Source organism: Paraburkholderia sp. RAU2J (genome assembly GCF_003634845.1).
Lineage (GTDB): Bacteria > Pseudomonadota > Gammaproteobacteria > Burkholderiales > Burkholderiaceae > Paraburkholderia > Paraburkholderia fynbosensis.
The window spans coordinates 3,206,909-3,222,344 of the sequence record NZ_RBXG01000001.1 but is presented as its reverse complement, the minus strand read 5'-3'; the positions used below and the strand labels follow the sequence as shown (position 1 = coordinate 3,222,344).

Here is a 15,436-nt window from a genome sequence, read left to right as displayed (position 1 = left end):
ACCCCGCACGCTGCGTGAAGTCACCCGAGCACTTTTCGCTTTGCCTCTGTTCACACGTTTCAAGGAGAACCTACTCATGTCCAACTCGACCGGCAATCCGGCGCTGCCGCTACGCGTTCTGTTCTGCTGCGGCGTCACGCAGAATTTCTTCGATCTGCCCCGCGAGCAGATCGGCACGGTGTGGCAGGCCTACGGCAAGATGCTGGCGGCAATCGAAGCGATGGAGGGCGTCGAGGTGCTCGGCATCATGGACGATGACCGCCTCACCGTCGGCCACGCGGACAACTCGCCGTGGACCTTCTACATCATGGCCGACGTGCGCGACTTCGACACGACGGTCGCCGTGTGCAATCTGTATCGCACGACGCCGGTCGGCGAATACAACCTGTGGCGCTACGGCAAGATCGAAGCACGCGTCGGACGCGCGTTGCAAGTGCCGCCGCAGCACGCGAACGCATCGTGAACATGACGGAGCGCGAGGCAATGGAGACGAACCCGGATACGCTGCGCGCGCTGAGCGAGCGGCTCGCCGCGCTCGAAGCCGAAACGGCGGTGCGCGGCACGATGGCGCGTTATATGGCGCTATGCGATGTGCCGTGCGGCGCGCTCGAAGGCGAGACGCTCGCCGCGCTGTTTGCCGACGATGCCGTCTGGGAAGGCATCGGCCCACAGTACGCCAACAAGTTCGGATGCCTGAAGGGTCGTGCGGCGATCGTCGCGATGCTGTCGCGCTACCTGCCGCCGTCGCCGCATTTCTCGGTGAACGTGCACTTCCTCACGTCGGAAACGATCGCGGTGCGCGGCGCCGCCGCGAAGGGCCGCTGGATCATGCTGCAGGCGTCGGGCTATGTCGATGCGCCGGCGGAGCTGATCTCGGCGCGTCTCGAAGTAGATTTCGCGCCGGCGGACAATGGCCGCGACTGGCTCATCACTCACTTTCGCACCGAGCGCCTGTTCAATGCGCCGTGGCAAGTCAATGCAAGGACATCGAACCCATGAACGAGTTTATCCAGACCTTGTCGCTGGGCGGCACAGGGGCGTCGATCGCGATCAAGGACACGATCGATATCGCCGGCTACGCCACCACGGCCGCAAGCCGTGCGCTGGCCGACACGGCGCCCGCGGCAGAGCATGCGGAGGTCGTCGCGCGTTTGCTCGCGGCCGGCTGGCGCGTCGTCGGCAAAGCGAACATGCATGAACTCGCGTTCGGCATGACCGGTATCAACGACTACACCGGCACACCGCAAAATCCGCAGGACGCTACGCGTATTCCGGGCGGATCGTCGAGCGGTTCGGCAGCGGCGGTCGGCCTGAAACTCGCGGATGCCGCGCTCGGCACCGACACCGGCGGCTCGATTCGCGGGCCCGCTGCGTGCTGCGGCGTGGCCGGTCTTAAGCCGACGTTCGGCCGTGTGTCGCGGCGCGGCGTGGCGCCGCGCGAATCGTCGCTCGATTGCGTCGGGCCGTTTGCGCGCGAGATGTCGATGCTGGTGGCCGTGATGCAGGCGATCACCGCCGACTTCGACGTGCATGCCGCGCGCACGTGGCAAGGGGTGTGCAAAGTCGGCATCGTGCAGGCCGATGCGATGCCCGAGATCAGCGCAGCGGTCGACCGAGCGGCCGACGTGGCCGGTTGCAGTGCGCACGCGCTACGGCTCGACGGGCTGTCGGCCGCGTTCGATGCGGGCCTTGCGATCATCAATGTGGAGACATCGCGCGCATTCGGTCATCTGCTCGAAACCGGCAAGCTCGGCGCCGATCTCGACACACGGCTGCGCGCCGCGGCGAACACCACCGCCGCGCAACTCGACGCGGCGCAACAGATCCGCCGGCAATTCACGGCGGCCGTCGATCATGCGCTCGATAACGTCGACGTGCTGATTCTGCCGACGCTGCCCGCTCTGCCCATCACACTCGACGAGGCGCGCGGCGGCGCGTCGGTCATCGCGATGTCGAAGCTGATCCGGCCGTTCAACCTGAGTGGCCATCCCGCGTTGAGTTTGCCGCTGCCGCTCGCGGGTTCGCCGCTGAAGGCGGGGTTGCAGATCGTCGGTCGCAAAGGACAGGACGAACAGGTGTGCGCGATTGCGGCGCGTTTCGAGGCCGCGCTTGCCGCCTGATCTTGCCGCCTGAATGCGATCGGGATCGGGCCGGCCTGAACGACATCAGGTGACGCATGCTGCCGCGTGTCATGGCGGCGCGTCGTGTCCGCTCTCGCTTGTCGCTCACTAACGGAGTCGAAGTCATGCAGAAAAGAGTCGTACTCGTCACAGGCGCCGCACGCGGGCTGGGCGCCGCGATTGCCGCGCGTTTTCACGCGGCTGGCTATGCGGTCGCGATCGGCGACATCGCGTTCGCCGCCGCGCAAGCGCTCGCGCGCGATCTGAGCGCCGACGGGTCCAGCGCGTTCGCGCTGAATCTCGACGTCACCGCGAAGACCGCGTTCGAAGCCGCGCGCGATGCGATCCTCCAGCGCTGGGGGCGCGTGGACGCGTTGGTCAACAACGCGGGCGCATCCAGGGTCGTCCCCGTGATGGAGATTACCGCCGAGCAGTTCGATCAGGTGATCGACGTCAATCTGCGCAGTGTGCTGTTCGGCTGCCAGGTGTTCGGCCAGCATTTCGCCGATGTCGGCCAGGGGCGCATCGTCAACATCGCGTCGCTGGCGGGACAGAACGGCGGCTCGGCAACCGGCGCGCATTACGCGGCGGCCAAGGGCGGCGTGATGACGCTCACCAAGGTGTTTGCGCGCGACCTCGGCGCGGCCGGTGTGACCGTCAACGCCATCTCGCCGGGTCCGATGGATTTGCCGATCGTGCACGAAAGCGTCGCGCCGGAGAAGCTCGAAGCGGTGATCGCCAATATTCCCGCAGGGCGTTTGGGTTCGGCGGAGTACGTCGCCGATGTAGCGGTGATGCTCGCCGCGGAGAATGCCTACTTTGCAAACGGCGCGTGCTGGGATGTGAATGGCGGGTTGTTCATGCGGTGACGGTGAGGACGGTCGATGCGCGCGGTGCGCGCGGTGTGGTTTAGCACGCGTAGATGTGCCTGCATGGTGTGTCTTTCGACGCGCCGTCTGGGTGTACCTTCTCGCGCCGCGTGTGCTTGCACTTGCGTTCGCGTTACCCGTCGCTGTTGACTATGCGTTCGCGGCACACTGAACGCGCTTCTCGCCGCTTGCATCCGAACGTCGCACCCGCTGCGTCGCCATCGCACTCACGCTGTCAGCCAGCTGCCCCGTCCTTTTCCCACACCGCCATCACTTCGCGCACCAGCATCGCGATCGAAGCCGCGCCGAGTTTGTCCTTGATGCTCGCGCGATGCACGTCGACCGTTTTCACGCTGATCGACAGATCACTCGCGATGCGTTTGCTGCCTTTGCCGTCGATCACCCCGCGCAGCACTTCCGTTTCGCGCGCGGTCAGCGACTCGATTCGCTTGCGCAGCTCGCGCTGCTTCTGACCGGCGACGTGCCGCTGCGCGGCGAGCTTCAACGCATGTTGCACGCGATCGAGCATCTGCTGCGAGTTATAGGGCTTTTCGACGAAATCGATCGCGCCGTTCTGCAACGCGCGCACGGACATCGGAATGTCGCCGTGGCCACTGACGAAAATGATCGGCAACGTGGCGTCCCGCCGGTTCAACTCCGCTTGCACATCGAAGCCGCTTTGCTCCGGCATGCGCACGTCGAGCACCAGACACGCGGGAATCGCCGGATCGAACGCGGCGAGAAACTCGCTCGCATTGGCGAAGCCCGCCGACTTCACGCCGACCGATTCGAGCAGCCATGCGAGCGACGTGCGCATGCCGCCGTCGTCGTCGACGATGTAGACGACCGGTGCGGGGGCGGGAACGGATTGCGGCGAGTGAGGCATGGAAGGCGCGGGAGCAGTTCGTGATGGGGCGATTCGGGACGTGTTGCGCGAACCATCATAGCCAGCGAAAAAAACCGTGCAAAGTGCTAGTTACCCTGAAATTCCACCTGAATCGGCGCTGACGACCCACGCACGCACTCGCCATTCGAATCAAATGTGCACCAGGGCACAGAGGACGCATGAGGCATTGGGGAAAACTTTAGACACGTTGGGAAAGACGCCCACCTGCGCGCCGCGCGTGCGGATTTTTTTCCGGATCCGGATTGATTACGCTTCAGTCCAGATCAGCACCCACGATGCCGCGCCTCAAGGAACCGAGATCATGACCACGACCCCGCCCCCGCTCGCGAGCGCCGAGTGCGACGCCCACCTCAATGAGAAGCAGCAATTCCGTCAGGCGATGGCGCATCTGTGCGCGGCCGTCAACGTCATCACGACCGCCGGTCCGCATGGACGTTGCGGCGTCACCGCGAGCGCGGTGTGCTCCGTTACCGATACGCCGCCCACGCTGCTCGTCTGCCTGAACCGTTCGAGCGCGATGCACGCGACCTTCGAAGGCAACCGGCATGTCTGCGTCAACGTCCTGCCCGGCGAGCACGAGCTGCTCGCGCGCCACTTCGCAGGGATGACCCAGGTGCCGATGGAAGAACGCTTCGGTTGGCCGATCTGGGACGACGGCGCACACGGTGTACCGGTGCTGCGCGATGCGCTCGCGAGCCTGCAAGGCGAAATCGTCGATCTGAAGGAAGTCGGCTCGCACTCGGTGATGTTCGTGAAGACGACGCGTATCAGCGTGCGCGCCGATGGTGACGGGCTCATCTATTTCGATCGCAATTTCCATCGCATCAAGCGGGTTGCGTCGTGTTGAACGTGGTGAACGGGCGGCTGGGTGTAGTGGCCTGCTCCGCTCCACTGTGACCTGAAGCGAACGCATCGGCGCCTCTGGAGCGGCGCCACGTCGCCCGACAACAAAGCCGCCGGCGTCATCGACATTGACGCTTAGGAACTCGAATGTTCCAGTAGAAACGCAACCGGCAAGCCATGCGCCCCGCACGGTCAATAGAGCAAACTGCCGACGGCAAACCGGCCGCGGACAGTGGACAATGTGTTCATCCGGCTTCAGCCTCGGAGTGTCCATGAAAGCTCAGCGTCGGCGTCCCCCGCAGTTTCCCGGCGAGCAGCCGCATGCCGAATGGCGCGATCACACGCTGTCATTCGTGATCGTGGCCACGCTCGTCGTGCTGGCGATCACGCTGGTGATCTGGGTGGCCGATCCGGCGCCGCCAAAAACCATCACGATGAGCGCGGGCCCGCGCGACAGTTCGTTTCTCGTCACCGCGAATCAGTACAGGAAAATCCTTGCCCGCAACGGCGTGCGGCTGAACGTGCTGGAGTCCGATGGTTCGGTGCAGAACCTGCAACGACTGCTCGATCCGAAACAGCATGTCGATGTCGCGCTCGTGCAAGGCGGTGTCGCCGGCGGGGTCGACACGTCCTCGCTGATGTCGCTCGGCAGCCTTTTCTATATCCCGGTGGTCGTGTTCTATCGCGGCACCGGCGTGACCCAGCTTTCACAACTGGAAGGCAGGCGCATCGCGATAGGCCGCGAAGGCAGCGGCACGCGTCTGCTGTCGCTCAAGCTGCTGGATGCGAACGGCATCGATCCAGGCGGCGGCACCGTGCTGGTGCCGAGCGACGGCTTGCAGGCCGCCACCCAACTGGTCTCGGGCGAGGTGGACGCGGCGATCCTCAGCGGCGACTCGGCCACGCGCAGCCTGATGCTGCGCCTGCTCAAGGTGCCCGGCATTTCGGTGATGAATTTCGAAGAAGCGGGCGCGTATACGCGGCTCTTTCCGTACCTCGATCAGATCGACCTGCCACCTGGCGTGCTGGATCTGAAGTACCGGATTCCGCGTGAAACGGTGCATCTGATCAGCCCGACGGTCGAACTCGTCGCGCGGACCAATCTGCATCCGGCGATCTCCGACCTGCTGATCGAAGCGGCGCAGGACGTGCATGGCATGCCGGGGCTGTTGCAGCGTGCGGGGCAGTTCCCGAATCCGACCGCCCACGAATATCAAATCAGCGAGGACGCGCAGCGCTATTACAAGACCGGCAAAAGTTTCCTATACCGCACGCTGCCGTTCTGGCTCGCGAGTATCGGCGACCGCACGCTGGTGCTGTTACTGCCGGTGGCGGTGCTGCTGTTTCCGGCCATGCGTGTGATTCCCGCGCTCTACCGCTGGCGCGTGCGCTCGCGCATTTATCGCTATTACGGGTCGTTGATTGCGATCGAGCGCGACGCGCTCGCCGATTCGACCGACGAAGAGCGCAAGCAACTCTTCGCGCAACTGGACGAAATCGAGGCGTCGTTGAATCAGTTGCGCATGCCGCTCGCCTACGCCGACGCGTTCTATGTGCTACGCGAACACGTCGGCTTTGTGCGCAGCCGGCTGGCGGCTGCGCAGCGGCAAGGCAGCACCCCGTAGATGGGGTGGCGAGGACTTTATGCTTCGGGTGCGGCCGGGGAATCGGCGGGCGCTGCAGCCGTTTCGTTGGACCCGGCCGGCTCAGCGGCGCCAGCCTGCGGCTTGCCGTCGCTGTCGGACGCACTCGGCGTGTTCGCTGCTTCGGCTGCATTGACCGTCACGCCCGTCGCTTCGGTTGCCGCTTCGGCTGCGCCTTCAACCGCAGGCGCACCCGCCGCTGCCGCCTTCGGCGCGCCCTTGCCGGCGCGATGCGCCTGCAGACGCTGCGCGCCCGCCGCTTCCTGCGCGGTGACCTGGCCCGCGGCGGCGCCCGTCAGATCGACGCGTGCCGCGCCTTCGACGAGACACTTCCAGTAGCGGCTGCCGCGGCACCACGTCTTGATCGCGTCGCGCAATTCGGGTTCGCTCAGCGACAGTTCCTTCGCGTGCACGACGAGGTCTTCGAAGATGCCGACCTTCAACGGCAGCTTGGGCGCCGGATTCTTCGGGAAGGCGATCGGGAAGCGCTTTTGCAGACGCCCGATCGATTTCACCACCGGGTCGACCGGCTTGGCGTCCACCGCGGGCTTCGCTTGCGCGGCCGCTGCGGACGCGTCGCGACGCGGCTGCGCGGGCTTGCGGGCAGGCCTCGCGCCCGGCCTGGAACCGGCCTTGGAATCGGCCTTCGAAGCAGGCTTGGATGCCGGTTTGGCATCGGACCTGGCGGCGGGCGCAGCTTCGGCGCGTGCCGCGGCCAGTTGCTTCTTCAGTTCAGCGAGTTGTTCGAAACCCATAGCGCACAATCAATCGAGAAAGACGAGATTGTAGCAGCGTGTGGCAATGCGCTCGTGACAACGCCGTCGGGACGCAAGCGCGGGTGGCCGCGAGGCGATGAGCGAGCGCGGTTCCGGCCTGCGTTCCGGGTCGACGCCGACCCGGTGGCAGGCGAATTCACCGCTTCACGGGCCCCTTCACAGCCCAATTTCACAGCGCCGTTCGAATCGGCGCCAGCACCCGCGATTGCCCGCGAATGGCGTGTGCGCGCCCAACGCCGCGCGCCCTTCCCGCGAGCCCCGTCAGACTCTGAGCGCGACAGGCGCCTCGGCATCGTGCGCCTTCAGACCGAAGACCGCCACGCACAGGCCCGGCCGCCCCTCGTTATTACGCAACGACAGTCCCCACTGATGCCGCTCGGCGATCCGCGACACGATCGCGAGTCCGAGGCCGCTACCGTCGCCGCGCGCTTCCTCGCCGCGATAGAAGCGGTCGAACACGCGCTCGATCTCGGCCTGCGGGATGCCCGAGCCATTGTCGACGACGTCGAACCCGACCCGGGCTCCCGCCCGCTTGAGTATCAAATCGACACGGCCGCCCCGCGGCGTGTGCCGGATCGCGTTATTGATCAGGTTAGCTAACATTACGCCCACGCCGTGCGGGTCGGCGAGTACCGTGTAGGCGTCGTTGGGTGTGCGCGCGTCTTCGCATTCGAGCCCGAGATCGATCTGCGCCGATTCCGCCAGCAGCGACAGGTCGCCCACCACCTGCTCGCCGATGCGGCGCAAGCTGACCGGCACCATCGACGTCACCGGCTGCGCGTCCTCGCGCGCGAGCGTCAACAACTGCTGCACCAGATGAATGATCCGGTTCACGCGTCCCTCGACGCGCTCGATCGTCTGACCTTCGCCCTTCAACGAGCCGTCGCGCGAAGCCGCCTGTAATTGCAGCTTCAACGCGGCGAGCGGCGAGCGCAGCTCGTGAGCGGCATCGGCAATGAACGTGCGCTGCGCCTGTGACGCGGTATGCAGCCTTTGCAGCAGATCGTTGAGCGCTTCCACCAGCGGCTTGATTTCGACCGGCAAGGTGCCGTCCAGACGCAGCGGTTCGAGCGAGTCGATCGAACGCGTCGACAGCGCGCGAGACAGGCCGCCGATCGGCGCGAGCCCGCGCGCGACGACCAGCAGCACCAGCACGATCGTCACCGGGACCAGCACGCCGAGGGGCCACAGCGTGTGCAGTGCGAGCCGCAGCGCGAGGTCCTCGCGCACCGAGATCGGCTGCGCGACCTGCACGTAGCGCTCTTTCTGCTGCACGCCGAAGGTGCGCCATTGCGAGCCGCCCTGCTCGACCATGCTGAACCCCTGCGGCAGCCGCTCGAACACCGGCGCCTGCATCGAGTGATAGATCAGCTCGCCGCCCCGATCCCAGATTTCGATGACGACCCGGTCGTCGGACAGTCCACCGAGGTCCGGATGGCGATGCTCGCCGTCTCCCGCGCCATTCAGGTTCGACGGCAACGACACCGCGATCGTGCGCAGTTCGTAGTCGAACAGTTCACCGGCTTCCTGCCGCGCCGTCTGAAAGATGCCGAAGGCGGCCACGGCCGAGGCCGCCGCCATGCCGAAAATCAACCAGCCCAGCAGCCAGCGGCGAATCGACCTCATCAGCACCTCTTCAGACGGTAACCGACGCCGCGCACCGTCACGACCTGCTCCGCGCCGATCTTGCGCCGCAAGCTGTGCACGTGGACCTCGATCGTGTTGCTGCCGACTTCCTCGCCCCAGCCATACAGCTTTTCTTCGAGCTCGGCCTTCGTGAACACGCGGGTCGGCTCTTCGATCAGCGCCTGCAGCAGCGCGAACTCGCGCGGCACGAGCGGCAGCGGCGCACCGTCCCTGGTGACTTCGTGCGCGGCGGGGTCGAGCGTGAGTTCGCCGTGCGTATAGATGGGCTGCTTCTGGCCGGTGCGCCGGCGCAGCAGCGCGCGCACGCGCGCGGCCAGTTCGTCGAGGTCGAACGGCTTGATCAGATAATCGTCGGCGCCGGCGTCGAGGCCGCGAATCCGTTCGTCGACCGCATCGCGCGCGGTCAGGATGATGACCGGCGCTGCGCCGCCGCGCTTGCGATACGCGTTGAGCACGTCGATGCCGTCCTTCTTCGGCAAGCCGAGATCGAGCAGCACCAGGTCGTACACATCATTGCCCAAAGACAACTCCGCCGCGCGGCCGTCTCCAGCCCAGTCGGTCGCATAGCCGGAACGGCGCATCGCGCCCAGCACCGTTTCCGCAATCATCTCGTCGTCTTCGACCAGTAGCAGGCGCATGGCCTTTTCTCCGTCCCGTTTATTGCCCGCACATTGTCCAGGCCGCCAGCTTAACGCTTCCTTAGCACTTCCTTAGCACTTCCTTAGCACTTCCTTAGTGCTGCCTTATCTCCACCTTACAGCGGACCAATACGCCGCCGATGTCCAGCTTCCAGCTTAATTTGAAGTTAAGCGTGACTTAAGCGCTCCGTGCGCAAACTCGGCACCACGTTTCCGCGGCATGCGCTCGCGGTTGCTTCAACTCTTCATTCCGGAGCCGGATTTTGCCCATTTTCGACGCCGCCACGGCGGCCTTCCCGGCGGCACTCCCAGAGCACGCCGTCACCTGCGCGTCAGGGGCCGCGCGCTGCGCGCCACGGCTGCGCGCGCTCGTGGCCCTCGCCGCGCTGCTGCTGGGCGGCTGCGCGTGGTATCACCGCGAGCCGCTCGCGCCGCACGACACGTCCACCTCCGCGCGTTCACTCGAGCGCATCCAGATCGACGCATCGCGCATGCCGCTGCCCGAGCTGGCCGCGCATCGTTTCGATCCGTCCGACGGGCTCGACATCGACGAAGTCGCGATGCTCGCGGTGGCCAACAATCCCGAGCTCAAACTGGCCCGCGACGATCTCGGCATCGCGCGTGCTCAAGCCTACTCGGCAGGATTGTTGCCCGACCCGCAACTGAGCGTGTCGAGCGACTACCCCGGCGCCGCCGGCACCACGCGCGCGTTCAATTATGGCTTGAGCATCGACGTGATGGCGATCGTGCTGCGCAGCGCGAACAAACAGTCCGCCGACGCCACGGTCGCCAAAACCGATCTCGGCCTGCTCTGGCAGGAATGGCAGATCGTCGCGCAAGCGCGGCAGTTGTTCATCAAGACGCGCTTCCAGCAGGACACGCTGCCGCTGCTGCAGCAACAACGCGAGCTCGCGCGCACGCGCTACGAACGGATGGCCGAAGCGCGCCGCGACGGCAACCTCACCGACGACACGCTGAGCGCCGCACTCACCGCCTATAGCGACGCGCGCAAGCAGGCCACGGACGCCGAACGCGCCGCGCAGCAGACGCGCCACGATCTGAACGCATTGCTCGGCCTCGCGCCCGACGTCCAGTTGCCCCTGCGCGGCGGCGAAGACATCGCGCCGCTGAGCGACTCCACGCTCGACGGCGCGCTCGCCTCGCTCGCACAACGCCGCCCCGACCTGATCGCGCTGCAGGCAGGCTACGAAGCGCAGGAGCAGAAATATCGCGCGGCGATTCTGAGCCAGTTTCCGAGCCTGTCGGTGGGCTTCGTGCGTGCGCGCGACACGTCGAACATCTACACCAGCGGCTTCCAGATCAACCTGAGTCTGCCGATCTTCAACCGCAACCAGGGCAACGTGGCGATCGAAAAGGCCACCCGACAACGGCTGCGCGACGAATATCAGACGCGCCTGAACCAGGCCTACGCCGACGTCGCGCAGATGCGCGCGGACCTCGCGATCCTCACGCGGCAATGGCAGCAGACCGAAAGCGCGCTGCCCGATGTGGACCTCGCTGCCCAGCATGCGGCCGCGGCCTATGCGGAACACAATCTCGCGCTCGGCGCGTATACCGACGCGCAAAGCGCCGCGCTCGCCAAACGTGTCGACATAGCGACACTGCGCGAGTCGCTCGCCGAACAGCGCGTCGGCTTGCAGGCGCTGCTAGGCAGCACGATTCCCGACGCCTTCACCTCCGCTCAGACCTTCATCGACACTCATGCGAAATAGTCCACTCCCAAGCTCACGGCCGCGCGTCGCCGCTGTGGCGAGCGCGCTCGCCTGCGCCGCGCTGCTGTGCGTGGCGCTCCACGCCGTGAGCGCGGCTCGTGCAGCCGGCGCAGGCGCGGCCCCCGCCGCTGACGCCGCCAATCAACCCGTCGTATCCGTCCAGACCGTTCGCGTGCAACGCGCCGAAATCGCGCAACCGGTGCGCGGTTTCGGCATCGTCGCCGCGTCCGTCTCCAATCTCACGACCATCAATCTGCCCTACGTCGCTCGCATCGTGCAGATGCGCGTGCAGTCCGGCCAGCGCGTCACGCGCGGCACGCCGCTGTTCGTCGTGCAGGCCGATCCCGCCGCCGTGCTCGCCGCGACCCAGGCGAAGAGCGCCTTGACGCTCGCGCAAGGCGAGCTGACGCGCACGCAGTCGCTGTATGACAAGGGGCTCGCCACGCAGTCGCAATTCGCAGCCGCCCGCAAGGCCGCCGACGATGCACAACAGGCCCTCGCTGCGCAGAATCAGACCGGCGTCAAGAGCGGCAACAAGGTCGTCACCGCGCCGCTCGATGGCGTGGTGATGCAACTGTCGGCGGCACAGGGCGACCAGGTGCAACCGGGCGCAGCGATCCTGCAACTGGCTGGCGGCAATGCGAAAGACGCGCGCGCGAACGTGATGCTCGGCGTCGAACCGTCGGACGCTGCCGCGATTCACGCGGGCGACTCCGTCACGCTGCGCGGCCTGTCGACCGCACTCGCGAACACGCCGGTCAATGGCCGCGTGGTGCAGGTCGGCGCCGCGATCAATCCGCAGAGCCAACAGGTGGACGTGGGCGCGAACGTGCCGCTCGGCCAGAGTGCGTTCATTCCGGGCACGCGCGTGAGCGCCAGCATCGCGACCCGCAGCGGCACGCATTGGGTCGTGCCGCGCGCGGCGGTGCTGAAGGACGACGAGGGCACGTACGTATTCCAGATCGCGGCGCAAAACAAGGCGCGCCGCGTCGCCGTAAGCGTTCAGATCGAGAACGGCGATTGCTACGGTGTGGACGGCCCGATCGATGCCGCCCAGGGCCTCGTGGTCAGCGGCAACTATGAATTGAAGGACGGCATGGCGGTGCGAACCAGCGCGGGCGCACCGCAATGAACTTCGGTCAATGGATGCAGACGCACCGCCGCTCGCTGCTGTTCGTGATCGCACTGCTGGCGATCGCGGGCGCACTGACCGCGTTCCGTCTGCCGATCTCGCTGTTTCCGAACGTCGCGTTTCCGCGCGCGGTGGTCTCGCTCGACGCGGGCGACCGTCCCGCCGAACAGATGGCCACACTCGTCACGATACCGGTCGAAGAAGCGCTGCGCCGCGTGCCGAACGTGCGCGACGTCGAGTCGACCACCAGCCGAGGCGCGGCGGAAATCTCGCTGAACTTCGACTGGGGCACCGACATGGCGCAGGCCACGCTGCAGGCGCAGTCAGCCATCGGCGAGATTCTCGCGACGCTGCCGCCCGGCACCTCGATGCAGGTGCGGCGCATGGACCCGACCGTGTTCCCGGTGCTCGCGTACAGCCTCACGTCGACGCAGCAGTCGTTGTCGGCATTGCACGATCTCGCGCAGTTCCAGATGCGGCCGTTGCTGTCGTCGGTGGAAGGCGTCGCGCGGGTCGACGTGACCGGCGGCGCTCAGGACGAGTTCGAAGTCGCGGTCGACCCCGCGCGCCTCGCCGCGTACAAGCTGTCGCTTGCGGACGTATCGAAGGCGATCGGCGCGCACAACGTGCTGATGGCCAACGGCCGCATCGAGGACCACGACAAGCTGTACCTCGTGATCACCAACACGACGATCACGCAGCTCGATGAACTGCGCAACGTGGTGGTGTCTGCGAGCGGCGCGGCGCAGATCCGTCTGGGCGACGTCGCGACGGTGCGCCAGGGCGTCGTGCCGCAGTGGATGCGCGTCACCGCCGACGGCCAGGACGCCGTGCTGCTCAACGTCTACCAGCAGCCCGGCGCGAACAGCGTCGCGATGGCGAAGGCGATCCGCGCGAAACTCGCCGACTTCCAGCATCAGATGCCGCCGGGCGTGCATCTGTCGAACTGGTACGACCAGAGCGAACTCGTCATCGCATCGGCCACCAGCGTGCGCGACGCGATCATGATCGGCGTGGTGCTGGCGGCGCTTACGCTGTTCGTGTTCCTGCGCAACTGGAAGATCACCGCGATCGCCGTGGCGCTGGTGCCGGTGGTGATGGCCGCGACGATCCTGCTGCTCGACGTGTTCGGCATGGGCTTCAACATCATGACGCTCGGCGGCATGGCGGCCGCGGTCGGCCTCGTGATCGACGACGCGATCGTGATGATCGAGCACATCGTGCGGCGCATGCGCGAAGCCGGCTCTCGCTCGTTTCATGGCCGCGTGATGGCCGCGGCGCTCGAATTCACGCGGCCACTGGCCGGGTCCTCGGCGGCGACGCTGATCATCTTCGTGCCGCTCGCGTTTCTGTCGGGCGTGACGGGCGCATTTTTCAAGGCACTCTCGGTGACGATGGCGAGCGCGCTGTTCATTTCGTTTCTCGTCACCTGGCTCGCGGTGCCGATTCTGTGCGACCGGTGGCTGAAACCGAAAGACGCCGAAGAACATGCTGCAACCCGCTTCGCCGCATGGCTGAACCGGCGTTACGCGACGCTGGTCGAGCGCGTTACGACCAAGCCCGCGCTCGTGCTGCTCGGCGTCGTGCCGCTGATCGTGGTGGCCGCGTTCGCGTTCACGCGGGTAGGCAGCGGCTTCATGCCGAGCATGGACGAAGGCGGCTTCGTGCTCGACTATCACACCGAAGCGGGCACCTCGGTGAGCGAAACCGACCGGCTGATGAAGCAGATCGAGCGCATCATCCGCGCGAATCCGAATGTGTCGACCTATTCGCGCCGCACCGGCGCGGGTCTCGGCGGCGACCTGAACGAGCCCAACAAGGGCGACTTCTTCGTGCGGCTGAAGTCCGGCCGGCGCGAGCCGATCGACACGGTGATGGAAGAAATCCGCTCGCAGGTCGAAGCGCAGGTGCCAGGCGTCAATATCGAACTCGCGCAGTTGATGGAGGATCTGATCGGCGACCTGACGGCGGTACCCCAACCTGTGCAGATCAAGATCTTCTCCGACGACGCGAACACGCTCGACACCACTGCGCGCAAGGTCGCCGCGCGCATCGGCAAGATTCAGGGCGTGGTGGACGTGAACGACGGCATCAACCCCGCCGGCGACGCGCTCGAATTGCACATCCTGCCGGCCGCGGCCGCCGCCGAGGGCATGGACCCGCAGTCGATCGCGCAAGCGGTGTCCGACATGGTCGAAGGCAACGTGGCGACACAGTTCCAGAGCGGGCCGAAAACGGTCGGCGTGCGCGTGCGGGTGGACGGCGCGTTGAAACTGACCGATACGCAACTGGGCCAGTTACAGATTCGCGCGCCGGACGGGCATCTGTTCGCGCTGAACCGCGTCGCCGATCAGATGAAGGTGACGGGCCAGCCTGAGATCAGCCGCGACAACCTCAAGCGGATGGTCGCAGTCACCGCGCGCATCGACGGACGCGATCTCGGTTCCACCATCGCCGACGTGCAGAAGGCGCTCGGCGAAGCCAACCTGTTGCCGACGGGCGTCTACTACGAACTGGGCGGCTTGTACCAGCAACAGCAGATCGCGTTCAAGGGCCTGCTGACCGTGTTCGGTGCGGCGATCGCGCTGGTGTTCGGCCTGCTGCTGTTTCTCTACGAACGCTTTCGCGTCGCGCTGGCGGTGCTGGCGATGCCGCTGCTGGCAGCGGGCGCGGTGTTCATCGGCCTGTGGATCACCGGCATCGAATTGAACATCTCCGCGATGATGGGGATGACGATGATCATCGGCATCGTCACCGAAGTGGCGATCTTCTATGTGTCGGAATTGCAGAGCCTCGTGCGTGACGAGGAGATGCCGTTCGACGAAGCGTTGCGTAGCGCCGGCCGCAATCGCCTGCGCCCCATTGCCATGACGACGATCGCCGCAATTCTCGCGCTGCTGCCGCTCGCGTTCGCGCTCGGGCAAGGCTCGGCGATGCAGCAGCCGCTCGCGATCGCGATCATCTCCGGGCTGATCGTGCAGTTGCCGCTGGTGTTGTTGCTGCTGCCGGTGCTGCTGAAGCTGTTGATGAAGAAGCAGCCGACATAACGCGCAGCTTTCGCCGCGCGCGCGAGTGCGCGTGCGCGTGCGCGCATCATTGTTGGTACGTCCACGGCCGGTCTCGTGGAC

13 protein-coding genes are annotated in these 15,436 nt (G+C 66.0%); 9 read left to right on the top strand and 4 right to left on the bottom strand.

The features are described from left to right. Window positions 1-76 precede the first annotated feature (76 nt). From B0G69_RS14725 to B0G69_RS14710, 4 genes are all read left to right on the top strand, one after another. Window positions 77-463, top strand: a complete 387-nt coding sequence (locus B0G69_RS14725; RefSeq protein WP_121318049.1) for a hypothetical protein — start codon at window positions 77-79, stop codon at window positions 461-463. Window positions 464-483: 20 nt separating this feature from the next. Then, window positions 484-999: a nuclear transport factor 2 family protein gene (locus tag B0G69_RS14720; RefSeq protein ID WP_121319410.1), complete on the top strand. Its 516-nt coding sequence runs from the start codon at window positions 484-486 to the stop codon at window positions 997-999. Next, window positions 996-2,120 (top strand): amidase, encoded by a 1,125-nt coding sequence (locus tag B0G69_RS14715; RefSeq protein WP_121318047.1) that lies wholly within the window; start codon window positions 996-998, stop codon window positions 2,118-2,120. Before B0G69_RS14720 ends, B0G69_RS14715 begins: the two co-directional genes overlap by 4 nt. 125 nt (window positions 2,121-2,245) lie before the next feature. Beyond that, window positions 2,246-2,989 (top strand): SDR family oxidoreductase, encoded by a 744-nt coding sequence (locus B0G69_RS14710; RefSeq protein WP_121318045.1) that lies wholly within the window; start codon window positions 2,246-2,248, stop codon window positions 2,987-2,989. A 235-nt stretch (window positions 2,990-3,224) separates the two neighbouring features. On the opposite strand, the gene B0G69_RS14705 is transcribed toward B0G69_RS14710, so the two are convergent. Continuing rightward, entirely contained in the window at window positions 3,225-3,875 is a 651-nt protein-coding gene (locus B0G69_RS14705; RefSeq protein ID WP_121318043.1) for a response regulator, read from the bottom strand. A gap of 322 nt (window positions 3,876-4,197) precedes the next feature. Between B0G69_RS14705 and hpaC the strand changes: the two genes are divergently transcribed. Further along, window positions 4,198-4,743, top strand: coding sequence for a 4-hydroxyphenylacetate 3-monooxygenase, reductase component (gene hpaC, locus B0G69_RS14700; protein WP_121318041.1), 546 nt, complete (start codon window positions 4,198-4,200; stop codon window positions 4,741-4,743). Between the two features lie 268 nt (window positions 4,744-5,011). Beyond that, window positions 5,012-6,364, top strand: a complete 1,353-nt coding sequence (locus B0G69_RS14695) for a TAXI family TRAP transporter solute-binding subunit (RefSeq protein ID WP_121318039.1) — start codon at window positions 5,012-5,014, stop codon at window positions 6,362-6,364. 17 nt (window positions 6,365-6,381) lie between these two features. On the opposite strand, the gene B0G69_RS14690 is transcribed toward B0G69_RS14695, so the two are convergent. The 3 genes from B0G69_RS14690 to B0G69_RS14680 form a co-directional block, all read right to left on the bottom strand. Continuing rightward, window positions 6,382-7,137, bottom strand: a complete 756-nt coding sequence (locus B0G69_RS14690) for a ProQ/FinO family protein (RefSeq protein ID WP_121318037.1) — start codon at window positions 7,135-7,137, stop codon at window positions 6,382-6,384. A 282-nt stretch (window positions 7,138-7,419) separates the two neighbouring features. Continuing rightward, a complete protein-coding gene (locus B0G69_RS14685) occupies window positions 7,420-8,784 on the bottom strand; it encodes an ATP-binding protein (RefSeq protein WP_121318035.1) in 1,365 nt (454 codons plus the stop codon). Next, on the bottom strand, window positions 8,784-9,443 hold the full coding sequence (locus B0G69_RS14680; RefSeq protein WP_121318033.1) for a response regulator: 660 nt from the start codon (window positions 9,441-9,443) through the stop codon (window positions 8,784-8,786). The genes B0G69_RS14685 and B0G69_RS14680 overlap by 1 nt, the downstream gene beginning before the upstream one ends. A gap of 359 nt (window positions 9,444-9,802) precedes the next feature. Here B0G69_RS14680 and B0G69_RS14675 point away from each other — a divergent pair, with 359 nt between their 5' ends. Genes B0G69_RS14675 through B0G69_RS14665 form a run of 3 tightly spaced genes read left to right on the top strand, consistent with a single transcriptional unit; the run spans window position 9,803 to window position 15,355 of the window. After that, a complete protein-coding gene (locus B0G69_RS14675) occupies window positions 9,803-11,176 on the top strand; it encodes a TolC family protein (protein WP_241991370.1) in 1,374 nt (457 codons plus the stop codon). Further along, window positions 11,166-12,308, top strand: coding sequence for an efflux RND transporter periplasmic adaptor subunit (locus B0G69_RS14670; protein WP_121318031.1), 1,143 nt, complete (start codon window positions 11,166-11,168; stop codon window positions 12,306-12,308). Before B0G69_RS14675 ends, B0G69_RS14670 begins: the two co-directional genes overlap by 11 nt. Beyond that, entirely contained in the window at window positions 12,305-15,355 is a 3,051-nt protein-coding gene (locus tag B0G69_RS14665; RefSeq protein WP_121318029.1) for an efflux RND transporter permease subunit, read from the top strand. Before B0G69_RS14670 ends, B0G69_RS14665 begins: the two co-directional genes overlap by 4 nt. The last annotated feature ends 81 nt before the right edge of the window (window positions 15,356-15,436 follow it).

What these genes read in the sequence shown, in the direction of transcription:
- B0G69_RS14725 (WP_121318049.1), top strand. Translation starts at nt 77, where the DNA reads ATGTCCAACTCGACCGGCAATCCGGCGCTGCCGCTACGCGTTCTGTTC.
- B0G69_RS14720 (WP_121319410.1), top strand. Translation starts at nt 484, where the DNA reads ATGGAGACGAACCCGGATACGCTGCGCGCGCTGAGCGAGCGGCTCGCC.
- B0G69_RS14715 (WP_121318047.1), top strand. Translation starts at nt 996, where the DNA reads ATGAACGAGTTTATCCAGACCTTGTCGCTGGGCGGCACAGGGGCGTCG.
- B0G69_RS14710 (WP_121318045.1), top strand. Translation starts at nt 2,246, where the DNA reads ATGCAGAAAAGAGTCGTACTCGTCACAGGCGCCGCACGCGGGCTGGGC.
- B0G69_RS14705 (WP_121318043.1), bottom strand. Translation starts at nt 3,875, where the DNA reads ATGCCTCACTCGCCGCAATCCGTTCCCGCCCCCGCACCGGTCGTCTAC.
- hpaC (WP_121318041.1), top strand. Translation starts at nt 4,198, where the DNA reads ATGACCACGACCCCGCCCCCGCTCGCGAGCGCCGAGTGCGACGCCCAC.
- B0G69_RS14695 (WP_121318039.1), top strand. Translation starts at nt 5,012, where the DNA reads ATGAAAGCTCAGCGTCGGCGTCCCCCGCAGTTTCCCGGCGAGCAGCCG.
- B0G69_RS14690 (WP_121318037.1), bottom strand. Translation starts at nt 7,137, where the DNA reads ATGGGTTTCGAACAACTCGCTGAACTGAAGAAGCAACTGGCCGCGGCA.
- B0G69_RS14685 (WP_121318035.1), bottom strand. Translation starts at nt 8,784, where the DNA reads ATGAGGTCGATTCGCCGCTGGCTGCTGGGCTGGTTGATTTTCGGCATG.
- B0G69_RS14680 (WP_121318033.1), bottom strand. Translation starts at nt 9,443, where the DNA reads ATGCGCCTGCTACTGGTCGAAGACGACGAGATGATTGCGGAAACGGTG.
- B0G69_RS14670 (WP_121318031.1), top strand. Translation starts at nt 11,166, where the DNA reads ATGCGAAATAGTCCACTCCCAAGCTCACGGCCGCGCGTCGCCGCTGTG.
- B0G69_RS14665 (WP_121318029.1), top strand. Translation starts at nt 12,305, where the DNA reads ATGAACTTCGGTCAATGGATGCAGACGCACCGCCGCTCGCTGCTGTTC.